The sequence below is a fragment of the Neolewinella lacunae genome, assembly GCF_014349155.1.
Taxonomy (GTDB): domain Bacteria; phylum Bacteroidota; class Bacteroidia; order Chitinophagales; family Saprospiraceae; genus Neolewinella; species Neolewinella lacunae.
The window spans coordinates 74,019-96,259 of record NZ_JACSIT010000034.1 but is presented as its reverse complement, the minus strand read 5'-3'; the positions used below and the strand labels follow the sequence as shown (position 1 = coordinate 96,259).

Sequence of the window (22,241 nt, the reverse complement as noted above, 5' to 3'; positions counted from 1 at the left end):
ATAGCAAATCCCGCTTTTGGGGGATGGCGCGCCCGCCTGGAGGGGCCTAGTTTTATTCCACAAAACCATCGACTGGCCATGCGTAACCCTTCTCTTTTCTGCTTCGCCCTCCTCTTTTTGTCCACCGCCGTCTTCGCCCAGACCGACGTGCCCGGCTCCACGGATCACCCGCTGCTGACCCGCTATCCCGGCGCACACATTGCCTGGTACCAGACGGAAAAGTACCTGGAATACGACCTGGCCACGGGCCCCATCACGGGCTACCGGACCATCGGTCAACGCGAAAAGCACGCGGGCCAGGTGTACCGCATCTACTACGAAGTGCCGGGTGGCCCTGAAGAAGTGTCTATTGGCGAAGTCTACGCCGATTACCTCAAGGCCTTCCAGCGGGCGGGCGTGAAGGTTTTGGCAAAGGCCCTCGATCCCAAGGCCAATGAATTCGGTGGAAACCAGTGGGTAGGTGTAGCACTGGCACCGCAGCAGCCGCCCCACTCGGCCGCCAGCAAGCTCTTCGCCGGCACCTCCACCGCGGGCGGAAAGTTTGCCATTGTAGGCCGGCTGGAGCGCCCCTCCGGTCCCGTTTTAGTGGCCATCTACGGCGAGCGCCACAGCGACCAACTGGTGAATTACCTGGTGGACATCATCGAAACCAACTCAGCCGAACTGGGGCAAGTCAGCATCAACCCTGATTACCTGGCCGACGAACTCACCGCCCGGGGCAGCGTAAGCATCTACGGCATCAATTTTGGCTTCGATTCGGCCACGCTGGAAGCTGATGCCGACGCCGTTCTCGACCAAATCGCAGCGTATTTGCGGGCGCGGCCGCAGGTGCAATTGTTTGTCGTAGGACACACCGACATGACCGGCAGCCTCGACTATAACCGCAAACTTTCCCTCGCCCGGGCCAGCGCAGTAGTAGCAAGGTTGGAAAGCCACTACCGCATTACCAAAGGACGCCTGCTCCCCGAAGGCCTCGCCTTCCTGGCCCCCAAAGCCACCAACGACTCCGATGCGGGCCGCGCCCTGAACCGCCGGGTGGAGCTGGTGCTGCGTAAATGAGGATGGGTAATCAGCAACACCCCCGTTTATGTGACGCACCAACGTACTTCAAGGAGCGTCGCGAAATTTGCAGTATCTTGCCTTCCGGGCGCAGTCTGCAATTAGCAGTCCTGCGGGTTTGAAATTCAGCACCCCTTATTACCTCCATTGTTCAGAATATGCCAGGTCTTCGGTATCCAGGGTTGTTAGCAAATTATCTGAAGATGCCTAGGTCTTTCTTAAAAAGAAGCATGGAAAAATGTTTGTCAAATACATTCAATTACGATGTTGCAAGATTAGATTTTTCTCTCCCTACGTTGAATTTTGCTCAAACATATCTTGTTCCAGTTAGCATACCACCTAATGCTGAAGAATTGTGCCAAGATCAACTATAATACGATGCTGGAAATGAGTTTCACTGCCCGTAATGGAATGTCATATTATTATAACATTCATTACAAAAAGGATAAGACTGTTGTGGATGTCTTAGAAGATGAAGAAACTGTCCCGATGGATGAAGATGATAGGCTTTTTTTCTCCACAGGTCCGCCAGTTGATACGTACCAAATAAAGGATGGACGCATAGCGATTGTTTTTAGTAGTGACGCCTATTTGTTTGAGCACGAGGAGGCTTATGGGGCCTGGAGGATAGAGAATGGTGAGGTAGACTCGGCGCTGGCGTCGATAGACAAAAAGCACCTGGTTCCCCACAGTTCCGATGAAGTTATGATCGTCCCCGAAAGCCTGGCGGATGTTTTGATCAATACCGGATTGAGGATCAAAATAAGTGAAGACAAGAATTTCCACCTGTACGATACCATGCTGGAAAAATACCTGGCGGTGAACCTGGATAAAAATGAGTTTTATCTATTCCAAGACCTCGCCACTTTTGATGACTTCATCGTAACTGGCCCATTTTAATTGATTCCGGTCAGACAGTTGCTGCTGCGCAGCATTTTTTCACCACTAAGGGCACTAAGAACACTAAGTCCACTAAGTTTTTTTCACCAGAGCGGGTACCATAGGGGAGGCGTTCTTAGCCCCTCTTCGTGCCCTTAGTGGTTCAAAAAAGGGGAGCGAAGCTCCCCAAAAAGCCGTGGTACAAAACTGAGCGAAGCTCCCCCAAATTCTTAGTACCTCTTCGTGCCCTTAGTGGTTCAAAAAGAGGAGCGAAGCTCCCCCAAAACCGTGGTTCAAAAAAGAGGGAAGCTCCCCAATCACAACACCCCAGCCAAATACTGCGCAGTATACCCCACCCCGTGCGCCACCAAAGCTTCCGGCGTACCCTGGAAAACAATATGCCCCCCATCGCGCCCACCCTCCGGGCCAAGGTCAATGACGTAGTCCGCCGATTTGATGACGTCCAGGTTGTGTTCTACGACTAAAACAGTGTGCCCCCGCTCCACCAGCGCATTGAGCGCGTCCAGCAAAACGGCTACGTCGTGGAAGTGCAAACCCGTGGTCGGCTCGTCAAAGATGAAGAACAGGTGCTCGTTTTGCTTTTCCCTGGTCAGGAAGCTGGCCAGCTTGACCCGCTGCGCCTCTCCGCCGGAGAGGGTAGAGGAGGACTGCCCCAGCGTGATGTAGCCCAAGCCCACGTCTTGCAGCGGCTGCAGCTTTTTCTGGATGGATTCCTCACCAGCGAAAAAGCCAATGGCTTCGTTCACGCTCAGGTCCAGGATCTCCGTGATGTTCTTTTCGTTGTAGCGCACGTCCAGAAGCTCTTTCTTGAAGCGGGCACCGTTGCATTCTTCACACACCAGGCGAACGTCGGCCAGGAACTGCATTTCCACCATCTGCTCTCCTTCCCCCTTGCAGGTGTCGCACCGACCACCATCGACGTTGAAGCTGAAGTGCCCCGGCTTGTAGTCCCGGATCTTGGCCAACTGCTGGCTGGCCATCAGGTTGCGGATCGTGTCGTAGGCACCCACGTAGGTGACGGGATTGGAGCGGCTCGACTTACCAATCGGGCTTTGGTTGACCATCTCCACCTGGCTCAGGAGCTTCAGATCGCCGCCCAGGGATTTGTGGGGACCGGGGGCCTGGCTGGAGCCTTCCCCCAGCTCGCGGCGCAACGCCGGGTAGAGGATGCCCTTGATCAGGCTGGTCTTTCCACTTCCGGAGACCCCCGAAACTACCGTAAGGGCATTGAGCGGTATGCGGGCGTCCACTTTTTTGAGGTTGTGCATCCGCGCGCCTTCAATGGTGAGCCAGTTGGTGAGCTTGCGCCGTTGCGCGGGTACGGGGACGGACATCCGCCCCGTCATGTACTTCGTCGTCAGGCTCTCCGTCGCTTCGTCGTAAATGGCGGCGTAGGGACCGGCGAAAACGATCTCCCCGCCGTGCACGCCGGCTGCAGGACCGACGTCAATCAGGTAATCCGCCGCGGCAATGATTCCTTCTTCGTGCTCTACCACGAGTACGGTGTTGCCCAGGTCGCGCAGGCGGTAGAGTACCTTCACCAGGCGCTCGGTGTCGCGGGGGTGCAGGCCCACGCTGGGCTCGTCGAGGATGTACATGCTCGCCGTCAGGTTGCTCCCCAGGGTACGGGTCAGGTTGATCCTTTGGCTTTCGCCCCCGCTCAGGGTACTGCTCAGGCGGTTGATGGTGAGGTAGCTCAGGCCCAGGTCCATCATCGACTGCAAGCGGTTGTTGATCTCCAGCAACAACCGCCGGGCGATGGTGCTGTCGTGCTCGTTCAGCTTAAGTTCCAGGAAGTGTTTCTGGAGCAGATCGATGGGCAGGTCCAGCAATTCGGTGATGGCTACGCCGCCGACTTTTACGTACTCCGCTTCGCGGCGCAGGCGGCCGCCCCGGCAGGTATGGCAGGTGGTGCGCCCCCGGAAACGGGCCAGCATGATGCGGTTCTGGATCTTGTAGAGCTTCTTGCCCAGGTCATCGAAAAAATCGGTGATGCCCCCCACGTGCTGGTTGCCGTCCCACAACACCCGCACCTGCTCCCGCGTCAGGTCAGCGTAGGGGGTGTGGACGGGAAAATCGAACTTATTGGCCTGCCGCAGGAAGTCTTTTTCCCAACTGCCGTAGGTCGCGCCATTCCAGGGAGCAACTGCGCCTTCGTAGACGGATTTGCTGGGGTCGGGGATGACCTTGTCTTCGTCGATGCCCATCGTGCGACCAAAACCCTCGCAAGTGGGGCAGGCGCCGAAGGGATTGTTGTAGTTGAACAGCGCCGGACTCGGTTCCAGGAAGCTCATGTTATCGAGCTCAAAGCGGTTGTTCCAGGCCGTCCAGTTCTGGTGGTCCAGGTACACGATCACCTCGCCGCTGCCCTCGCTGAAGCCCGTCTGTACGGAGTCGGCAATGCGTTTGTTGTTTTCTTCGTCTTCGGTATTTACCACGAAGCGGTCGATCAAGACCATGAGTTCCTCGTGGTCGTCCAGGGCGTTGAGGGTCTTGGCGAGCGAGGGGCCATTTTCGGCCAGCACCTCTTCGATTTCGCGCACCTCGTCGTCGTCGAGCACCCGGGTGTAGCCTTTTTGCTGCAACAGTTCCAGCTCGCGGCGCAGGGTCCGGTCTTCGTAGGTGCGGGTCAGGGGGGCGTAGAGGTAAACGCGGCTGCCGGTGGGCAGGCCCAGAATGTGGGTCACTACGTCGGTCACGCTGTGGCGCTTCACCTCGTTGCCGCTCACGGGGCTGTAGGTGTGGCCGGCGCGGGCGTAGAGCAGGCGCAGGAAATCGTATATCTCCGTCAGGGTGCCCACTGTACTACGGGCGTTCGCCGTGGTGGTCTTTTGCTCAATGGCGATGGCCGGGCAGATGCCGCGGATGAAATCGACGTCAGGTTTTTTCATCCGCATCAGGAACTGCCGGGCGTAGCTGCTCAGGGATTCCACGTAGCGGCGCTGCCCCTCGGCGAAGAGCGTATCCATCGTGATGCTCGATTTGCCACTGCCGCTCACGCCCGTCACCACCACCAGCTGGTTTTTGGGAATGACCAGATCGACGTTCTTCAGGTTGTTGGCGCGGGCACCTTTGATGAAGATCGAGGTGCGGAGATCGGCGGAGCTAAGGTCGGTATTCCGGGACAAGGGACGGGAGATTGAGCGGTTGGTACGTGGCGACGCCCGGAGGTGGAGAAGGGCGCGGCCGCAGGTGCAAAGGTACGAATGATGAGCGGGGGAAGTAGGTTCAAAACGGACTAAAAAAATCAATTTGTGCCAAAATCACAAAAATATTAAATATTTGTGGTAAGAAGGGTGCTTCCTTTTACCTGATTAAGCTGGGTCTCGGGAGCCTTCCACTGCTCCTTGTCCTGACTCCCCCCTTCGGGGGGCCGGGGGGGAGCACCTGCGGCCGCGCCCCGCAAAGCAGCCCGGCAATTATCCCCACCCGCAGCGCGTTTAGGGAGGGGAGCCACAATCTTCGTATTTTTGAACCTCATCTACAAAAAAACGCAATGAAGTTTACCTTTTACCTTCTGCTTTGCCTGTTTTCCCTGAGCCTCGGTGCGCAGAAGGAGGCAGCCACCACCGGCATGACCTTCGTCGAGAAGCCATTCGCTGATCTAATCGCCCAGGCCAAGGCCGAGAACAAGGTGATCTTCGTCGATGCCTACACCACCTGGTGTGGCCCCTGCAAGATGATGGCCGCCAAAGTTTTCCCCCTCGAGGCCGTCGGCGCAGTCTACAACGAACGCTTCATCAACGCCAAGTTCGACATGGAAAAGGGCGAAGGCCCCGAACTGGCCCGGCGCTACAACGTAGCGGCTTACCCCACCTATCTGTTCATTGATGGCAACGGAGACCTGGTCCACAAGGGCCTCGGTTACATCCCCCAGGATGCCTTTTTGGCGCTGGCCGATGCCGCCGTTGGCCCCCAAAGCCTCGGTGCCCTCAACAAACGTTACGACGCCGGCGAACGCGGCAGCGAGTTCGTGCTGGCCTACGCCGAAACCCTCAACGCCGTCTACGAAAACGAGCGCGCCGCCACGGTCATCAGCAATTACCTCGATGGCCTCAAGGACTGGTCTGACCCTGCCACCATCGGCCTCATCATCGCCAACCCCGGCAAACCCGGAGACAAAGGCCTGACCTACCTGCTGGAAAATGCCGACGCCGCCATTGCGATGGTCGGCCCCGGCAAGTACGCAATGACCCTCCAGCGCTCCCTCGTCACGCAGTACATGGAAGACGCCGGTGCCCGCGTCCTGCCCCCCAAGGAAAAAATGGAAGCCTACTACACCCGGTACGCCGCCGCGCAGAAAGACCGCCTCATGCTGCACTACGCTATGTTCCACGCCCAGCAGTCGCAGAACATGGAAGCTTACGTCCCCGCCGCCATCGCCTACCTGGGCACCTACGGCAGCACCGACTACGTAGAACTCAACACGGCCGCCTGGAACGTCTACGAAAGCAGCGACGATCCGAACCAACTGAAAATGGCCTTAAGCTGGGCCCAGGAATCCGTCGCCCTCAACGCCAACTACGCCAACCTCGATACCCTGGCCTGGTTGTACAGCAAAATGGGCAATAAGGAAAAAGCCCAGGAAACCGCCCGCAAAGCCATCGAAATGGCAAAGGCCGATGGCACCGATTACAGCGATACGGAGAAGATCCTGAAACTGTAAAACTGCTTTCTCCACCACGAAAAAGGCCCCCGGTAGCGATCTGCCGGGGGCCTTTTTTATGGTGGCGGGAATATCCTACCGTGCGTACGCCACGGCGCGGGTTTCGCGGATGACCATCACTTTGATCTGGCCGGGGTACTGCATCGTTTCCTGGATTTCCTGGCTGATCTTGAAGCTGAGTTCGTCGGCGTGCTGGTCGGATACCTTATCGGCTTCGACGATGACGCGGAGCTCGCGGCCCGCCTGCATGGCGAAGGCGGAAGAGACGCCTTGGTTCTTCTTGGCGATTTCTTCGAGTTCCTTGATGCGGTTGATGTAGCCGTCCAGGATCTCCCGGCGGGCACCGGGCCGGGCACCGGAGATGGCGTCACAGGCCTGGACGATGCAGGAGATGAGGTTGTTCATCTCGATCTCATCGTGGTGCGCCCCGACGGCGTTGACGACGATGGGGTTTTCGCCGAGCTTTTCACACAGGGCCATGCCGTAGAGGGCGTGGCTCAGTTCGCTGTCTTCTTCGGCCACCTTGCCGATGTCGTGGAGCAGGCCAGCGCGTTTGGCGAGTTTGATCTGGTTTTTGTTCATCCCCATTTCAGCGGCCATCGTAGCGCAGAGGTGGGCCGTTTCGATGGAGTGCTTGAGGAGGTTTTGTCCGTAGCTGCTGCGGAAGCGCATGCGGCCTACGTAGCGGACGAGGTCGGAGGGCAGGTTGTGGATGTCGAGTTCCACCACCGTTTTCTTACCGATTTCCATGATTTGCTGCGTGAGCTCCTTCTTCGTTTTAGCGACAACTTCCTCTACGCGGGCGGGGTGGATGCGGCCGTCGGTGACGAGGCGCTTGAGCGAAAGGCGGGCGATTTCACGGCGGATGGGGTCGAAGCTGGAAATGACGATGGTCTCCGGCGTATCATCTACGACCAATTCGGCACCGGTGGCGGCTTCGATGGCGCGGATGTTGCGTCCTTCGCGGCCAATGATCTGCCCTTTCACATTGTCGTTGTCGAGGGGGAAAACGGAGACGGTGTTTTCAATGGTCATCTCGGAACACATCCGCTGGATGGTGTTGATGACCACTTTGCGGGCGTCCTTGGCGGCGTCTTCCTTGGCGGCTTCGAGAATCTCCCGCTTCAGGGCCATGGCCTCGTTCTCGGTTTTGCCGCGTACGTCTTCCATCAGCCGCACGCGGGCTTCTTCCTGGCTCAGGCTGGCAATTTTTTCCAACTCGCTGGTGAAGCGTTCGTGCTGGTGCTCCAGCTCTTCCTGCTTCTGGCGGGCCCGCTCGATTTCTTCGGTCAGTTTTTTGTTGCGCTGCTCCAACTGTTGCTCCTGGATTTTGACGGCCTCCTGGAGTTTGAGGATCTCGTCGCGGTCGGCTTTGAAGCTGGCGCGCTCTTCCTTCATGGCGGCCTGTTCTTCTTTGAGGGCTTCGCGCTTGGCCTTGAGCTCTACCAGCTCGTCTTCTTTCTCCTGCTTGAATTCGTCTTTGAAGCGTTGAAATTTCTCCCGGCTTTCGCGGATTTTTTCCTGCTTGAATTCTTCCTGCTTGTCTTTGAATTCGCTGAAGGTTTTCTCGGCCGTCAGTTTGGCCTCGGCAATAATCTTCTCGGCGTTAAGCTTGGCGTCGGAGACCACTTTCTCGGCTTCGAGCTTGTAGCTTTGGTCCTGCTGGCTTTGCCCTTCCAGGATTTTTTTGCGTTGTCCGGCCCCGACAAAATACATAATGACGGCACCGAGTAAGAGGCCAACCGCCCCTAGAATATATTCCATTGTTTTGATGATTGAGTGCGGCTACTGAACTGGAGGATTGGGGTATTTACCAGTCTGTGCTTTAGTTTTCGATCCACCGGAACCAGTGGAGGCAAAAAAGGGCACAACGTGGTATTTGCCCAACTGACCATCCGGCGAGCAGCGGGTTAAAAAAAAGGTGAACATCAACAACGGGAATAGAAAGGTAAACTCTTAACGAAAAGCCCTCGGCCAGGGTGGCAGCGGCCACCGGAAAACCATCCATCCGAACGCTAAAGCATCCCCTCCACCAAGGTGTTGAGGGCATCCAGGCGCCGGGCCAGTTCACCGCTCTGGCCCGTATCAGACCAGGTGCGGACGCCGCGCAATTCATCGGCGTAGGTCAGGAGGGTCATGACCAGGCAATCCTGTTTATCACGGTCACTGTACTTGATCTGGAAATCGTTAAAACGTTGGTTGATTTCCTTGACCAGTTCACGCAGCCCTTCCTCGTCCCGCGCCGCTACGCGGAGGGGATAAGGGCGGCCTGCAATGACCACGATGATGGGGTTATTATCCTGGGCAGATTCCGCCATATATCAATTCCGTTGCAGCCAATCGAGGCAACGATCAATTTCGCGGAGGCAAAATTCAATCGTTTCCCGCGGTTCCGCGAGGCCAGAAGCCGGGGCGGAAGCCTCGGTTTCGGCATTCGGCCGGCTGCGTTCGAGTTTATCCTTCAGCGAGTTGACGATGCCGGTCTGGCGATCGAGCTCCCGCTTGAGTTGTTGATTTTCGGCAATGGTCCGCTCGTAGTCCGCCCGTTGGCGGTCTGCTTTAGCGGCAAGTTGCCGAAGTTTTATTTCTAAACCGTCAAGTAAGGCTAACGGCTCCATTTTAATGTGTTTCGGGATGCAGAATAGGGTAGACGTACGCGGAGGTCCACATACCGGCTGCCAAGATACTGTACCTTGGGCAATATGCCGTAACCTGCCGTCAAACCACGGCTTTAACGCCGCACTTCGGCCCCAAGTTGTCTCGTCAGGGTGCCTTCGATGGCACTCATTACTTTGTCCACGGCCTTATCGTCGAGCGTCCGGTCTTCGCTTTCCAGTTGGAAGCTCACCGCGTAGCTTTTTTTACCCGCCCCGAGCTGCTCGGCGTTCTCGTAGACGTCGAAGAGGTTGACCTCCCGCAGGATGCTTTTCTCCGCCTTGCGCGCCAGGCGTTCCACTTCGGCAAAAGAGACGGCCTTATCCAGGATCAGCGCCAGGTCGCGCCGCACGGAAGGATAGCGGCCCGGGGTAGTTACCTGCACGGGCTTGCGCGGCAGGACACGCAGCACATTGTCCCAGTTAATTTCCGCGAAAAAGACGTCGGTTTTTATTTGGCGCTTACGCAGGTGCCGGGGATGGACAGCGCCAAAGTCTGCCAGTACCAGCGGGCCTTTGTTGTAGCGCAGGCCGTAGCTGTAGCCCTCCGGCGGCGCTTCGTCCGTCCGGTACCCCTCGATGCCGAAGCGTTGGAAGAGGAGTTCGACCGCTGCCTTAAGGGTGTAGAACCCAACGTTTTTCGAGCCGGCCGGCGCAGGGTGCCAGCTTTCCGCCCGCTTCTGCCCCGTCATGGTCAGGCTGAGTTGGTTGATCTCCCGGTACTGCTTGCCGGGGGGCTTCTCGCGGTCGAGGTGGTAGCTGCGGCCGAATTCGAAGAGCCGCAAATCGTGCTGCTGCCGGTTGTGGTTGTGGGCCACGGCTTCCAGGGCACTCATCAGCAGGCCGGGACGCATCACATCGAGGTGGACGTTGCTGGTGTTGTTGATGTAGACCAGCGAGGGGTTGGGCTGCCCGTCTTCGCCTGGTTCGTAGAAGCGGCTCTCGCTCAGGGAGAGGGCCATCATTTCGTGGAAACCGTTGGCGCTCAGGAGGTCGCCGGCCAGCTCCCGCAGGTAGTGGGGGTCGGGCTGCGGCGCAACGATCATGGCCGTGGTGATCATGGTGGGCGTCGGGACATTGTCGAAGCCGTAGATCCGCAGGATTTCTTCGATGACGTCGATTTCCCGGAGGACATCGGTCTTATTCGTTGGTACGGCTACGACGAAGCTCTCCGGTCCGGAGGAGACGATGTTCATCCCCATGCTTTCAACGATGCTTTGCACCTGCGGCCGCGCCAGATCGGCCCCGATGATGTCGCGCACGCGTTGGTCGCGCACGGTGATTTGTTGCGGAGCCACGGGCTGGGGGTAGAGATCGAGCAATTGGCTGCTCACCCGCCCGCCGGCAATTTGTTCCAGCAAGAGGGCGGCGCGTTGGAGGGCGTAAACGGTAATGTTAGGGTCGCTGCCTTTTTCGAAGACCCGGGCGGCGTCGGTGCGCAGGCCGTGGCGCATGCTGCTGCGGCGGGTGGTGCCGGCTTCGAAGTGGGCGGATTCCAGGAAAATGCGCGTGGTGCCGTCCGTAACCCCGCTGCCCGCACCGCCAAAAACGCCAGCGATGCACATGGGCTGGTGCTGTCCGTCGCAGATCATCAGGTCGTCGTCACTCAGGCTGCGCACCTGCCCGTCGAGGCTTACGAATGGTGTTCCGGCGGGTAGTTTTTCGACGAAGATGGCCCCGCCCGCAATCTTATCGAGATCAAAAGCGTGCAGCGGCTGGCCCAGCTCGTGGAGGACGTAATTGGTCACGTCCACCACATTATTGATGGGGCGTACGCCGATGGCCTGGAGGGCCTGCCGCAGCCAGTCGGGGCTCGGAGCCACTTGCAGGTTTTCGATGGTCAGGCCAGCGTAGCGGGGTGCCTGGGTGGGGTCCTGGACCTGCACCGGCAGCGGAGGCTTGCTGCCCGCGCGGAAGGCCGAAACGTCGGGCCGTTTCAGGGCAATGGTCTTGCCCTGGGTGACGCTGAGGGCGGCGGCCAGGTCGAAGGCTACGCCGAGGTGGTTGGTGGCATCGGAGCGGTTGGGCGTGAGGCCGATTTCGTAGACGTAATCTTCCTGCAGGTTGAAGACCGTGCTGGCGGGGGTGCCCGGCGCGTAGGGTTTTTCCAGCACGATGATGCCCGCGTGACTTTCGCCCAGGCCGAGTTCGTCTTCGGCGCAGATCATGCCCTCCGAGACTTCGCCGCGGATTTTGCCTTTTTTGATGGTCAGGGGCTCCCCGTTAAGGGGGTGCAGGGTACAGCCGACGGTGGCGACCAAGACGTGCTGGCCCGCCGCAACGTTGGGCGCTCCGCAAACGATGGAGACCGGTTCGCCGCCGCCGAGGTCAACTTTGGTCAGCGAAAGGCGGTCGGCACCGGGGTGGGGGCCGCACTCCACAACGTGGCCAACCACCACGCCCGCCAGGCCGCCGGGGATGGACTCCACTTTCTCGATGCCTTCCACCTCCAGGCCCGTGCCCGTGAGGATCTGGCCGATTTGGGCGGGCTCGAGATCGATATCTAGGTACTGGCGCAACCAGTTCAGGGATACTTTCATAGGGCGGCAAAGATAGGACAGCCAAACCGACCGGGAAGGGAAAACAGGTCGCTGAAATTTTCCGCCGTTCCCTTACCCGGACCGACCGAAAGCCCTCCAAAATGCTACTAAAGCGTTAAATTGGCCGGTGACGGACAGAATAAGCCGGTTGGGTTAGTATTATTTTGTCATCTTTGCTAACTTTCAAAATACTTTTGCAGTTACCCCAAGAGCAAATACAAGTTCTCCCACCCGCTTTGATGAAGTCACCGTTACTCTTGTTGCTTTCCCTTTTCAGCCTTTACGTGCTTGCGCAAGGAACGGTTCTTCGCGTTGAGCCAGGCAATGTCGTCAAGGAAGTAGTCGTCGATGATTTAGACGAGGACTACCAGGACATTACCAACGTGACGGTCACCAACATTTCGGGGCGGACCATCCAATTGGTACAGGAACAACTGGTGGGAAACAAACCCAGGGCCTGGAAATACGGCACTTTCAGCCGCCGCAGCCGTACGGCTCCCTACGTCCTTTCGGAGGACGACGGGCAGGGAGACATCCCCGTTCGCCTTGCCCCCGGGGAATCTGCATCCTTTTATATTGTCCTCCAGCCCGAAGGCATCAGCGGGGAAGGCAGCATTGAAGTGCGCTTTTCTGACCTGACCGTACCGGGGAACATCCTGGCAACGTCGACTTTTGCCACCAAGGTGATCCGTCGGCCCCGGGTGAATGCCGCCACCCCCCCCAGCCTGCCCCTGTCCACCGCCGCCTACGAGGCTGCGGCCGCCAATCGTCCCGTTCCCACTGACGTGCGGCTGTACCCCAACCCCGCCTACGAGCGCTTTTTTGTGGAGGCCCCGCCGGGCGTGAAACTGGGGAAGATCGAGGTGGCCAATACTTTGGGTAAGCGCCTGCGTACCTTCGAACGGCCGATGGGCAAAGATGGCTACGAAATCCAGGACCTGCCCGATGGCCTCTACCTCGTATCCATCTACGATTCCCAGGGCAAAAAGCTCAAGACCTTGCGGTTGCTGCACCGTCGCTTCGGGGCCTGATTCGCTCATGTTCTCTTAGATTCTCTTACAACCCATTCCTTGGGATTGCCTTTGCGTGTCCTCTGGCAAAAGCTTCCGGTGAAAAACTTGTTTCTTAATAGGGGAATTACTACCTTTGCGCGGCTTTTGCCGGACCCGTCTGGCAAAGTGGGGAAAAACCACCCCCGAAGTGGTTGTGTGTATTTAACCATTTAAATTTTGCATCCCATGATGATGGATGATGACAAGGATCCAACCGTTGACGGTGGAACTGAAGAAACTCCCGTGACCAATGCGGCACCGGAGGCCAGCGAAGAAACTGTTGAAGCTAGTGCTCCAACGGAACAAGTCGCTGAAGACGAAGAAGAAGCCCAACCCGCCGTAAAGGTGATCCGCAAGGAAGCCTCCCGGGTAGAGGTCGTTTTAGCAGAAGAAGTAAAGGAAGAAGGCGTCGAAATCGAAGAGGAAGACCTCAGCGGTGCGACGGGTTCAGCCCACGACGATTTCAACTGGAACATGCGCGCGCGTTCTGCCGCCAGCCGTTACTCCGCCGACGAGCGGACTTCGCTGGAGCAGGAATACGAAGCTTCCATGACCAACATCGCCGAGGCAGAGATCATGTCGGCCAAAGTCTCCAGCATTATTGATGGCGACGTTATCCTCGACCTGAACTACAAGAGCGACGGCCTCCTGCCGCTTTCCGAATTCCGCGACCAGGACCTGAAAGTAGGCGATACCGTAGAGGTCTACGTAGAACAGCAGGAAGACGAGCGTGGCCAGCTGGTGCTCAGCCGCCGCAAGGCTAAGCTGCTCCGCGCCTGGGATCGCATCCGCGATTCTTACGCCAACGGAACGGTCATCAACGGCCGCGTAATCAGCAAAACGAAGGGTGGACTCATCGCCGACTGCGGCGGTCTCGAAACCTTCCTCCCCGGTTCGCAGATCGACATCAAGCCGATCGTCGATTACGATGCCTACGTAGGCAAAACGATGGAGTTCAAGGTCGTAAAGATCAACGAGACCATCAAAAACGCCGTCGTATCTCACAAGGCCCTCATCGAGAGCGACCTGGCCGAGCAGCGCGAAGCCATCATCGCTTCCCTCGAACGTGGACAGGTTCTCGAAGGCATCGTTAAGAACATCACCGACTTTGGTGCATTCCTGGATCTCGGTGGCGTTGACGGCCTGCTCTACATCACGGACATCAGCTGGGGACGGATCAACCACCCCAGCGACGTACTGGACCTCAACCAGAAAGTCAACGTGGCCGTACTCGATTTCGACGAGAACAAGAAACGCATCAGCCTCGGTCTCAAGCAGCTCCTCCCACACCCCTGGGAAGTACTCGACGAGACGATCACCGAGGGCAGCACCGTGGAAGGCAAAGTGGTCAACATCGAAGACTACGGCGCATTCCTCGAAATCCAGCCCGGCGTAGAAGGCCTCGTTCACGTCAGCGAAGTAAGCTGGAGCAACCAGCCCATCAACGCCCGTGAGTACTTCACCGTAGGCGAGATGAAGAAGGCCAGGGTAGTGACCATCGACCGCGACGACCGCAAGATGTCCCTCTCCATCAAACAACTGGCCAGCGATCCTTGGGAGCGGATCAACAGCGGATTTGGTGTAGGTTCCAACCACACCGGTAAAGTCAAAAACCTTACCCCCTACGGTGTCTTCGTGGAACTCGACGAAGGCATTGGCGGGATGATCCACATCAGCGACCTTTCCTGGACGAAGCGCTTCAGCCACCCCTCCGAATTCACTAAAGTTGGCGAGAAAATCGACGTGGTGGTATTGGAAGTGGACGAAGAGAACCGCAAAATGTCTCTCGGCCACAAACAACTCGAAGAAAACCCCTGGGAATCTTTCGAGTCCGTATTCCCCGAAGGCAGCTACCACGAAGCAACCGTACTCCGCAAGGACGACCGCGGCGCCATCGTACAGATGCCCTACGGCCTGGAAGCCTACGGCCCCATCAAGCTGATGCGCAAGGAAGACGGTAGCATCGCTGAAGTAGACGAGACCCTGACCGTGAAGGTGATTGAATTCGATCGCGAATCCAAGCGCCTGACCGTCAGCCACAGCCGCTACGTCAACGACATCCGCCGCGAAGCCAAAGACCAGGTGTCTAAGGAACGGCAGGAAGAGCGCGAAACCATTCGTAAAGCCATCCAGAAAACGAGCGCCAGCAACGAGCCCTCCACCCTGGGTGATCTTTCCGCCTTCGGCCTCCTGCGCGAGCAGCTTAGCAACAACGACGAAGACGGAGAATAACATTCTCAGCTTTTCTTCCGATCTTAAGGCCACCTTTCCACGCTGGGAAGGTGGCCTTTTTAATTATCCTTAATTGCCATGGAAAGAAATTTGATCTCATTTTGTTCTTGGGTAAAGAAACTTATTTTTGTAGGGTTGCTTTGCCTGTCGGTTGTGGCGAGCCTATCAGGGCAATGTTGCGAATTTGAAATTTCTCTTATCGTGGATGGCACAGATTTGCCTTCGAGTGAAGAAATGGAGATTTGCTCAAAAAAATTAAGCTGTAATCCAAGGTATTTTTATTTCTATAGGATGATTCAATCCCAGAGACAAGATGAACGGGATTCCGTTCGATATTATTTCGATAAAGCGTATAATTTGATTTTAGATGATTCACCTGATGAGAAAGTTCGTCTTAGGCTAATGTACCGCTATGCAAAATACTTAGAGATTTATGGGGATTTCGTTCAGGCTAATGCATTATTTAGTAAGATTATTGGTATTGTGAACCAAGAAGATGCCTTGCATATTCTTTCTCAAATTGGTATCGCCAATGGGAAAAATAATTCGGGTTTGAATGAGTCACTTGAGGTTCGTGTTAAGGAAGCTTTATTAGGCGAAAAATTAACACTTGAGGAGAAGGTTACTATTTTTCAGGAGTTTACACAAGCTGTTCCAAATACTGTCTTAATTGGTCAGTATAGTGAGTATTTTAAAATGGCAAATAACATTCAAGCCCCTAGGCTTCGATTCATAACTACTCACGTATTAGGTTTCCATTATGCTAATAGTCTAGGGGCAGACCTTGATATGATAAGCAGTGTGCTCCAAGATTCATACAAATATGTTTCTAGTGAATTGGCTACAATGCATTTTGGGGCCATGCAAAAAATTGAAGAGCGAAAGGGGGATTATAAAAAATCTTGGGAGTATTCCAAAATTGCCTTGGAGAAAAAATTAGGGAAATTTGAAAAAATTGAAGATTTGTTGCAGAAAGTTGAAGATTTTGAGGAGACGGATCTTCAGTTAGAATATGTTTCAAGATTTGCGAAAGCAAACCTATTCTTGACACGGACAGGGGCAGATATGTCTGTAGTGAAAGACGCTTTTAGCCTTTTTGAAGCGGTTGAAAGAAACAGGTTAAATACTAGGACTCTATTTGTTGAGTCTTTAGTTTCCAAAAAGAACTCAGCTAAAGAAACAGACTTTCTGAACCTCCTCATCATAGCCACCTACCTCTACCAGCACACTGGCGAGGTGGATTACCTCAGCCGGGCCATCACGGTGGCGGATGGAGCATTTGGCGGCGCGGTTTACAACTGGGTAAAGACGCGGCAACGGATGCGCAATAACGCGGCATTCAGTGCCGACGTATACCGCCTGGAAGCCCTCGTGCGCGAACTGAGCGACCGCGGCAAAGACTTTTCCATCGCCGAAATCGAGGCCCGCAGAGAAGAACTCGCTGCCCAGCGGCAGCAAATGCGGGACAAATACCCCGAGCATTACGCGGATTTAAAGTCTGACTACTCCATTGATCTCCGGCAAATCCAGCGTGCCCGTGCTGCCGATTCATCGGCCGTCATCGGTTTCTACGGCAATGCCCAGATCATGTACCGGCTCTTCGTCAGCGCCGATACCATTGACCTGACGATTCTCGACGACGTCAAAGACCGGGTCCGTACCCTTTCCGAGCAACTTCCTGAACTGCGGGACAACGCCGCCGACCCCGCCCCCTTCCACGCGGCGCTGCGCGAGATCTACGGTCACCTCTTCAGCGGCATCGATGGCCTGCTGCCCGAGCGTCTCCACATCATTGCCAACGATTACCTGGAGCAAATCCCTTACTCGGCCCTGCGGCAAGACCGGGAAGGGGAGGCCCCCCGCTACCTCGGCGTGGAGAAAACGCTGAGCCGGCAATTCTCCCTGCGCAGCATGGAACTTTTACAAGACATTCAGTTGCCGGACGTGCAGGCGCAGCCCCTGGCCCTGGCCCCCGTTTTCGAAAACGAATTGCTGGAGGCCAGTGCCCTGCGGCAAGCGGGCTTTCAACTGCCGCCCCTGCTTTACAATGCCGAGGAAGTCACCACCCTCCAATCCATCGGGCCCGGCCGCTTTTACCTTGCCAACCGCGCAACGCTCCGGAATTTTCTCCGCCACGCCGACCGCCACAGCATCATCCATCTGGCCACCCACGCCATCTCCAGTGAGGTCGATGGCCTGGCCAGCCGCGTGTATTTGCTCGACGACGCCGGCCAGCCCGTCTCGCTTTACGCCGCCGACATCGGCAACCAGACCTTGAATGCCGACCTCGTCACCCTCAGCGCCTGCGAAACCGGGGCGGGCAGCCAGCACGTGGTGGAAGGCACCGTTGGGCTCACCAAGGCCTTCATCGCCGCCGGTGCCCGTGGCGTGGTGGCCTCCAACTGGGCGGTAGATGACCGCGCAACGGCCGAGCTCATGGAAACTTTTTACCGCGCCATCGACGCCGGGCAGTCGCCGCCCGCTGCCCTGCGCACCGCCCGGCGGACCTACCTGGCCAGGCATCCCGAGGCCCACCCCAGCCGCTGGGCCGCTTTTGAGAGCTACGGCGGCCGGGGCATCCCCCGCTGGGAGGATGCCTACCCGTGGTGGCAAAGCCCCTGGGCCTACGCCGCCCTGGCACTGTTTGCCTTGCTCGGCGCCTTCTGGGGCGTCAAAAAAATCCGCCATGCCTGAGGTGTTGTTCGACTTCACTGCCCACGGAAAACTCCTGCTCACCGCCGAGTATTTTGTGCTCGATGGCGTGCCCGCGCTGGCCGTACCCACCCGCCTCGGGCAGCGCCTGCGCGTGGTGCGGAGCCCCGAGCCCGGCTTGCGCTGGCGGGCCTTCGACCACCGGGGCGACTGCTGGTTTACGGCCCATTTGCCCGAGCAGGATTGGGCGCGCACGCAGGTGCCGGGGGAAGAACCAAGAGCCAGGATCAGCCAGCTCCTCCACGCTGCCGAAAGCCTTCGCCCCGGCGCCACCACCGCCCTGAGCGGACTGGCGGTAGATACTTTTTTGGAATTTGACCGGGCCTGGGGACTGGGTTCCAGCTCCACCCTGGTGGCCGCCGTGGCCCGCTGGCTGGCGGTGGATCCCTACGCTTTGCTGGAGCTGACTTTCGGGGGCAGTGGCTACGACCTGGCCTGCGCCGTCGCCGAAGGGCCCATCCTCTACCAACGCACCGATTCTCAGCCCCTGGTGACGCCCCTGGATTGGCACCCCGCCTGGCTCAAACACACCTACTTCGTCTACCGCGGCCAGAAGCAGAACAGCCGCGACGGCATCCGGGCCTACCGCCAGGCCCAGGTTCTCCCCGCCCAGCGCGAAGCCATTGCCGCGGCTACCCTCGCTCTTTTGTCCCCAACCCTGCACCTGCGCTCCGGCGCCCAAATCCTGGCCCAACACGAAGCCCTCGTAGCTACGGCCCTCGGCATGGAACCCGTGCAGGCGGCCCTTTTCCCAGACTTCCCCGGCCAGACCAAAAGCCTCGGGGCCTGGGGCGGCGATTTTATCTGGGCCCTGAGCGAAGCGCCCGCAGAAAAAATCCACGCTTACTTCAACGGCCGGGGCTTTCCTACGGTTATTGCCTACGAGCAAATGGTGGGTTGACCCGCCGCGCCCATGAAATGGAAACCCGCCATCATCCGCCGCATTGAGCAGCGTACCCCTACCGTCCGCAGCTTCTGGCTCGAAATGCCCGATCGCGCCAGCCTGGATTTTCGTCCCGGCCAGTTCCTCACCCTGGAGCTGCCCGTGAGCGAACGCCGCCGCGATGGCTGGCGCAGCTACTCCATCGCCGCCGCCCCCGACGGCTCGAACCAGGCCGAACTCTGCATCGTGCGACTGCCCGATGGCAAGGGGACGTCGTATCTTTTTGAAGGGGCTGACGTGGGTACGGAACTACTGGCCAAGGAACCCGGCGGCGTGTTTACCCTGCCCGAAGGCCCACTGACCAAGAACGTGGTGATGATCTGCACCGGCACCGGCGTGGCTCCCTTCCGGGCCATGCTCCAGGAGCGCCTGGGCCGGGAATCCGTTCATTTTCACCTGATTTTTGGCTGCCGGACTGCCGAGGACATCCTCTACCGGGAAGAATTTGCTGCCCTGGCCCGGCAGTACGCCAATTTTACCTATTCCGTTGCCCTGAGCCGCTCCGACGTGCTCGCTGAAGATGGCATTGATTTTCACCGGGGCTACGTACACCCCGTTTACGAACGGGATTACGCGGCGGTGCGGCCCGACGTATGCTTCTACCTCTGCGGTTGGTCGGAGATGGTCGACGAGGCCAAGCGGCGGCTGCTGGCCCTGGGCTACGCCCCGGAACAGGTCATTGCGGAGTTGTACGGCTGATTTTTCTGAGGTCGCTTTACGGCTAAACAAAGAATTTTCCCCGGCGATGAGCAGGGCAACAAGAAACTTTTACCCGTGGCCCTTACCTTTACCCTGGAAATGGCAAAACGTGCGGGCCTATAGCTCAGCGGTTAGAGCAGCGGACTCATAATCCGTTGGTCGTAGGTTCAAATCCTACTGGGCCCACTCCCGTTTCGCCAGCGGCGTTCTCGCGCTGGCCCAGTTTTACGATTATTGGCCGGTCCCCCAATTGCGGGCGGACCGGCCTTTTTATTGTGCCAGGGATCGACGGCAGACGAATCCTGGTATTTGATTGGGCTGCCGGAGCGTGGCATGGCCGTATGCGTAAGACCAACTTCAGCGCAAAGGATGAAACCCCTCAAAAGCCCCCTTCGGGGGTTGGGGGATAAAGACGATTTTGCTAACCCCACCGAGGGAAGCGCCACAAAAAAGCCCGCCCGATCATGACGACCGGACGGGCTTCGTTCAAGGATTACGATGCGATGCTATGCGAATGCTTTTGGGGGTTGAGGTGGGTGTTTAGAAACCGAGTTCCTGGATGGGTACTCCGGTGGTGTCCAGAATGCTGCGGTCGGCTTTGGCTTCACCGAATTTGATGTTGGTGAAGCGGGTTTCGTAGGTTGATTTGCCATCGTCGCTGATGGACAGGATGGGGAAGCCGGTAAAACCGCCGGCCAGGGCGTTGGCGGGGCCGGTTTGGCGCTGCTTGCTGGCTCCGAACATACCCATCATGCTGCCGAAGAGGTCTTGGGCGTTCATGCCGAGATCCTGGGTGACCCAGGATTCGGTGGTGGTGCCTTCCTGGGTGTCTTTTACGATGTACTTCTCGCAGTTGTAGCCGTCGATTACCTTGCGTTCGCCGGTTTTGGAGAAGGTGAAGCGGTTGTTGTCAATGTCCTCGGCGGCGTCCTCGAAGGCGGCGCGCATCCCGGGCATCTGCATCCGGATGCCGTTTTTGTTGCCGTCCTTATCGATGGTGATCATGGTGGTTTTGCCGTCTTCGGTGTTGAGGATCATGCGGCTGACCTCCTTGCTTTCGCTGTCTTTGGCGCGGATACCGAAGCGGTTGGTGGTCACGGCCATATCCATGGTCATATTTTCCTCCTTGCCGTTCTTTTTGACTTCTTTCATTTGCATGGTCATGCTGAAAGTGTACGGATTGGTGTAGGGTTCCCAGGGGCCGCTGTTTCCGCCCATGATGCTGCTCAAAACGTTAGCGGTGGCTTCGTCGGCGCTCGCTTGGGTGCTGTCGGCACTGTCTTCGGATCCTTTGCTGGTTTCGGGGGCTGGCTTGGCCTTTTTCTTGAACAGGGAGTTGAAGGCATCGTCTACGGCCTGGTCAATTTTCTGGTCTACCCGGCTGTTGGCGCGGCTTTCGGCCCGGTTTTTAGCCCGGTTGGTGGCCCGGGTGGCGGGGTTTTGGGCACTGAGGCTCACACACATGAGGAGGGCGAGAAAAGTGAAGAGGAAACGGAATTGCATGGTGAAATGGTTTTATTGAGAGCCCCGCCGGAGCGGGCTGAATGACTTGGTTACGCAAATTTTATGCCCCGGCCTTCGATGCCGTTACACTGCGGAGCACTTTTTTTCCTGAACCCATAAATCTGTCGGCACGTTTAAGCCGTAAATGGGCCAATAATCGCCCGCTCGGCTTTCCCAATTACCCCGCCAAACCAAGCACCCCATGGAATTTCGTGAAAATCTCGGCCGCCTCACTTTTTTAGCCTTTCTGCTCCTGCTGTACGCCTGCCTTTTTCTCTTGCCGCAGGTTACCAGCTTCTTGTAAGAGCGCTGCCAGACGGTCCTTCGGGATCCGCACTCAGCCGCGCTGGTTCATCGGGTGGTAGCTCATGATGGTTTCCCGGAGGAACTCGGTGTCCAGATGGGTATAAATCTCGGTGGTCAGGATGGACTCGTGCCCCAGCATTTCCTGGACCGCCCGTAAGTCGGCCCCGCCCTCAATCAGGTGGGTGGCGAAAGAGTGGCGGAAGGTATGTGGACTCACATTTTTGGTGATCCCCGCCGCTTCGGCGTACTTTTTTACGGAGGTGAAAACGCTGATGCGGCTCAGCCCGCCGCCCCGGCGGTTTAAAAATACAAGGTTTTCGGCCTCGGGCTGGATGGGCAGGTGGGGCCGGACGTACTCCAGGTAAATTTCCAGATGTTTGACGGCCTCGGGACCGATGGGGACAATGCGCTCTTTGTTGCCCTTGCCCGTTACGCGGACGAACCCCTGCTCCAGGTACAGGTGGGTCAGCTTCAGGCCAGTGGCTTCAGAGACGCGCAAACCGCAGGCGTAGAGCGTTTCCAGTAGCGCACGGTCGCGCAGGCCGTGGTCGGTACTCAGGTCAATTTGGGCCAGTAGGTCCCGCACCTCGGGATAATTGAGTACCTCGGGCACCTTGCGGCCAAGCTTTGGGGCGCGGAGCAGTTCCGTGGGGTCCGTAACAATCTGGCCCTCGTCGAGCAAAAAGCCGAAGTAGGTTTTCAGGGCGGAGATCAGCCGGGCCTGGGAGCGGGGGGCCAGGCCGAGTTCCGAAAGAAACTGGATAAAGTCATCGAGGTGAAAGCGCTCGATGGCCTGTGGGTGGAGATCCCAGTTTCGCAGCGCCAGGTAAGCGGGCAGCTTTTCCAGGTCGCTGCGGTAGGCGCTCACCGTATGGTCGGAGTAGCCGCAGCTCAGTTTGAGGTGGGCGGCAAAGGAAAGGAAAGTGATGGTCCAGGGGCTCTTCGCCATTCGCCAAAGTTAGCGGTTTTTAGTAA

At 57.5% G+C, this 22,241-nt stretch carries 15 protein-coding genes and 1 tRNA gene; 9 read left to right on the top strand and 7 right to left on the bottom strand.

Annotated features, from left to right (window positions below; translation table 11 throughout):
* Nucleotides 1-78 precede the first annotated feature (78 nt).
* Together H9S92_RS00865 and H9S92_RS00860 are read left to right on the top strand one after the other, a co-directional pair.
* Nucleotides 79-1,059 carry an OmpA family protein gene (locus tag H9S92_RS00865; protein ID WP_187464839.1) on the top strand — a complete coding sequence of 327 codons (981 nt, stop codon included), beginning with the start codon at nt 79-81 and terminating at the stop codon, nt 1,057-1,059.
* A gap of 342 nt (nt 1,060-1,401) precedes the next feature.
* Nucleotides 1,402-1,959: a hypothetical protein gene (locus H9S92_RS00860; protein WP_187464838.1), complete on the top strand. Its 558-nt coding sequence runs from the start codon at nt 1,402-1,404 to the stop codon at nt 1,957-1,959.
* A gap of 296 nt (nt 1,960-2,255) precedes the next feature.
* Here the strand turns inward: H9S92_RS00860 and uvrA are convergent, their stop codons facing one another.
* Nucleotides 2,256-5,087, bottom strand: a complete 2,832-nt coding sequence (uvrA, locus tag H9S92_RS00855) for an excinuclease ABC subunit UvrA (protein WP_187464837.1) — start codon at nt 5,085-5,087, stop codon at nt 2,256-2,258.
* Nucleotides 5,088-5,455: 368 nt separating this feature from the next.
* Here uvrA and H9S92_RS00850 point away from each other — a divergent pair, with 368 nt between their 5' ends.
* Nucleotides 5,456-6,625, top strand: coding sequence for a thioredoxin family protein (locus H9S92_RS00850; protein ID WP_187464836.1), 1,170 nt, complete (start codon nt 5,456-5,458; stop codon nt 6,623-6,625).
* A 75-nt stretch (nt 6,626-6,700) separates the two neighbouring features.
* Here the strand turns inward: H9S92_RS00850 and rny are convergent, their stop codons facing one another.
* From rny to pheT, 4 genes are all read right to left on the bottom strand, one after another.
* Complete coding sequence (rny, locus tag H9S92_RS00845) at nt 6,701-8,389, bottom strand: ribonuclease Y (RefSeq protein WP_187464835.1); 1,689 nt, start codon at nt 8,387-8,389, stop codon at nt 6,701-6,703.
* Between the two features lie 251 nt (nt 8,390-8,640).
* Nucleotides 8,641-8,943 (bottom strand): cell division protein ZapA, encoded by a 303-nt coding sequence (locus H9S92_RS00840; RefSeq protein WP_187464834.1) that lies wholly within the window; start codon nt 8,941-8,943, stop codon nt 8,641-8,643.
* 3 nt (nt 8,944-8,946) lie between these two features.
* Entirely contained in the window at nt 8,947-9,243 is a 297-nt protein-coding gene (locus tag H9S92_RS00835; protein ID WP_187464833.1) for a hypothetical protein, read from the bottom strand.
* A gap of 113 nt (nt 9,244-9,356) precedes the next feature.
* A complete protein-coding gene (pheT, locus tag H9S92_RS00830) occupies nt 9,357-11,819 on the bottom strand; it encodes a phenylalanine--tRNA ligase subunit beta (RefSeq protein WP_187464832.1) in 2,463 nt (820 codons plus the stop codon).
* A 239-nt stretch (nt 11,820-12,058) separates the two neighbouring features.
* On the opposite strand from pheT, the gene H9S92_RS00825 reads away from it, so the two are divergent.
* The 6 genes from H9S92_RS00825 (at nt 12,059) to H9S92_RS00800 (ending at nt 19,643) form a co-directional block, all read left to right on the top strand.
* Complete coding sequence (locus H9S92_RS00825) at nt 12,059-12,850, top strand: T9SS type A sorting domain-containing protein (RefSeq protein WP_187464831.1); 792 nt, start codon at nt 12,059-12,061, stop codon at nt 12,848-12,850.
* A 207-nt stretch (nt 12,851-13,057) separates the two neighbouring features.
* A complete protein-coding gene (rpsA, locus tag H9S92_RS00820; protein ID WP_187464830.1) occupies nt 13,058-15,103 on the top strand; it encodes a 30S ribosomal protein S1 in 2,046 nt (681 codons plus the stop codon).
* Nucleotides 15,104-16,339: 1,236 nt separating this feature from the next.
* Nucleotides 16,340-17,797, top strand: a complete 1,458-nt coding sequence (locus tag H9S92_RS00815; protein WP_187464829.1) for a CHAT domain-containing protein — start codon at nt 16,340-16,342, stop codon at nt 17,795-17,797.
* Complete coding sequence (locus H9S92_RS00810; protein ID WP_187464828.1) at nt 17,790-18,716, top strand: GYDIA family GHMP kinase; 927 nt, start codon at nt 17,790-17,792, stop codon at nt 18,714-18,716. Before H9S92_RS00815 ends, H9S92_RS00810 begins: the two co-directional genes overlap by 8 nt.
* 12 nt (nt 18,717-18,728) lie before the next feature.
* Entirely contained in the window at nt 18,729-19,457 is a 729-nt protein-coding gene (locus H9S92_RS00805) for a ferredoxin--NADP reductase (RefSeq protein ID WP_187464827.1), read from the top strand.
* A 113-nt stretch (nt 19,458-19,570) separates the two neighbouring features.
* Nucleotides 19,571-19,643 (top strand) — tRNA-Ile (locus H9S92_RS00800).
* Nucleotides 19,644-19,997: 354 nt separating this feature from the next.
* On the opposite strand, the gene H9S92_RS00795 is transcribed toward H9S92_RS00800, so the two are convergent.
* On the bottom strand, nt 19,998-20,960 hold the full coding sequence (locus tag H9S92_RS00795; RefSeq protein ID WP_187464826.1) for a DUF4412 domain-containing protein: 963 nt from the start codon (nt 20,958-20,960) through the stop codon (nt 19,998-20,000).
* A 337-nt stretch (nt 20,961-21,297) separates the two neighbouring features.
* Complete coding sequence (gene xerD / locus H9S92_RS00790; RefSeq protein ID WP_187464825.1) at nt 21,298-22,215, bottom strand: site-specific tyrosine recombinase XerD; 918 nt, start codon at nt 22,213-22,215, stop codon at nt 21,298-21,300.
* Between the last annotated feature and the right edge of the window lie 26 nt (nt 22,216-22,241).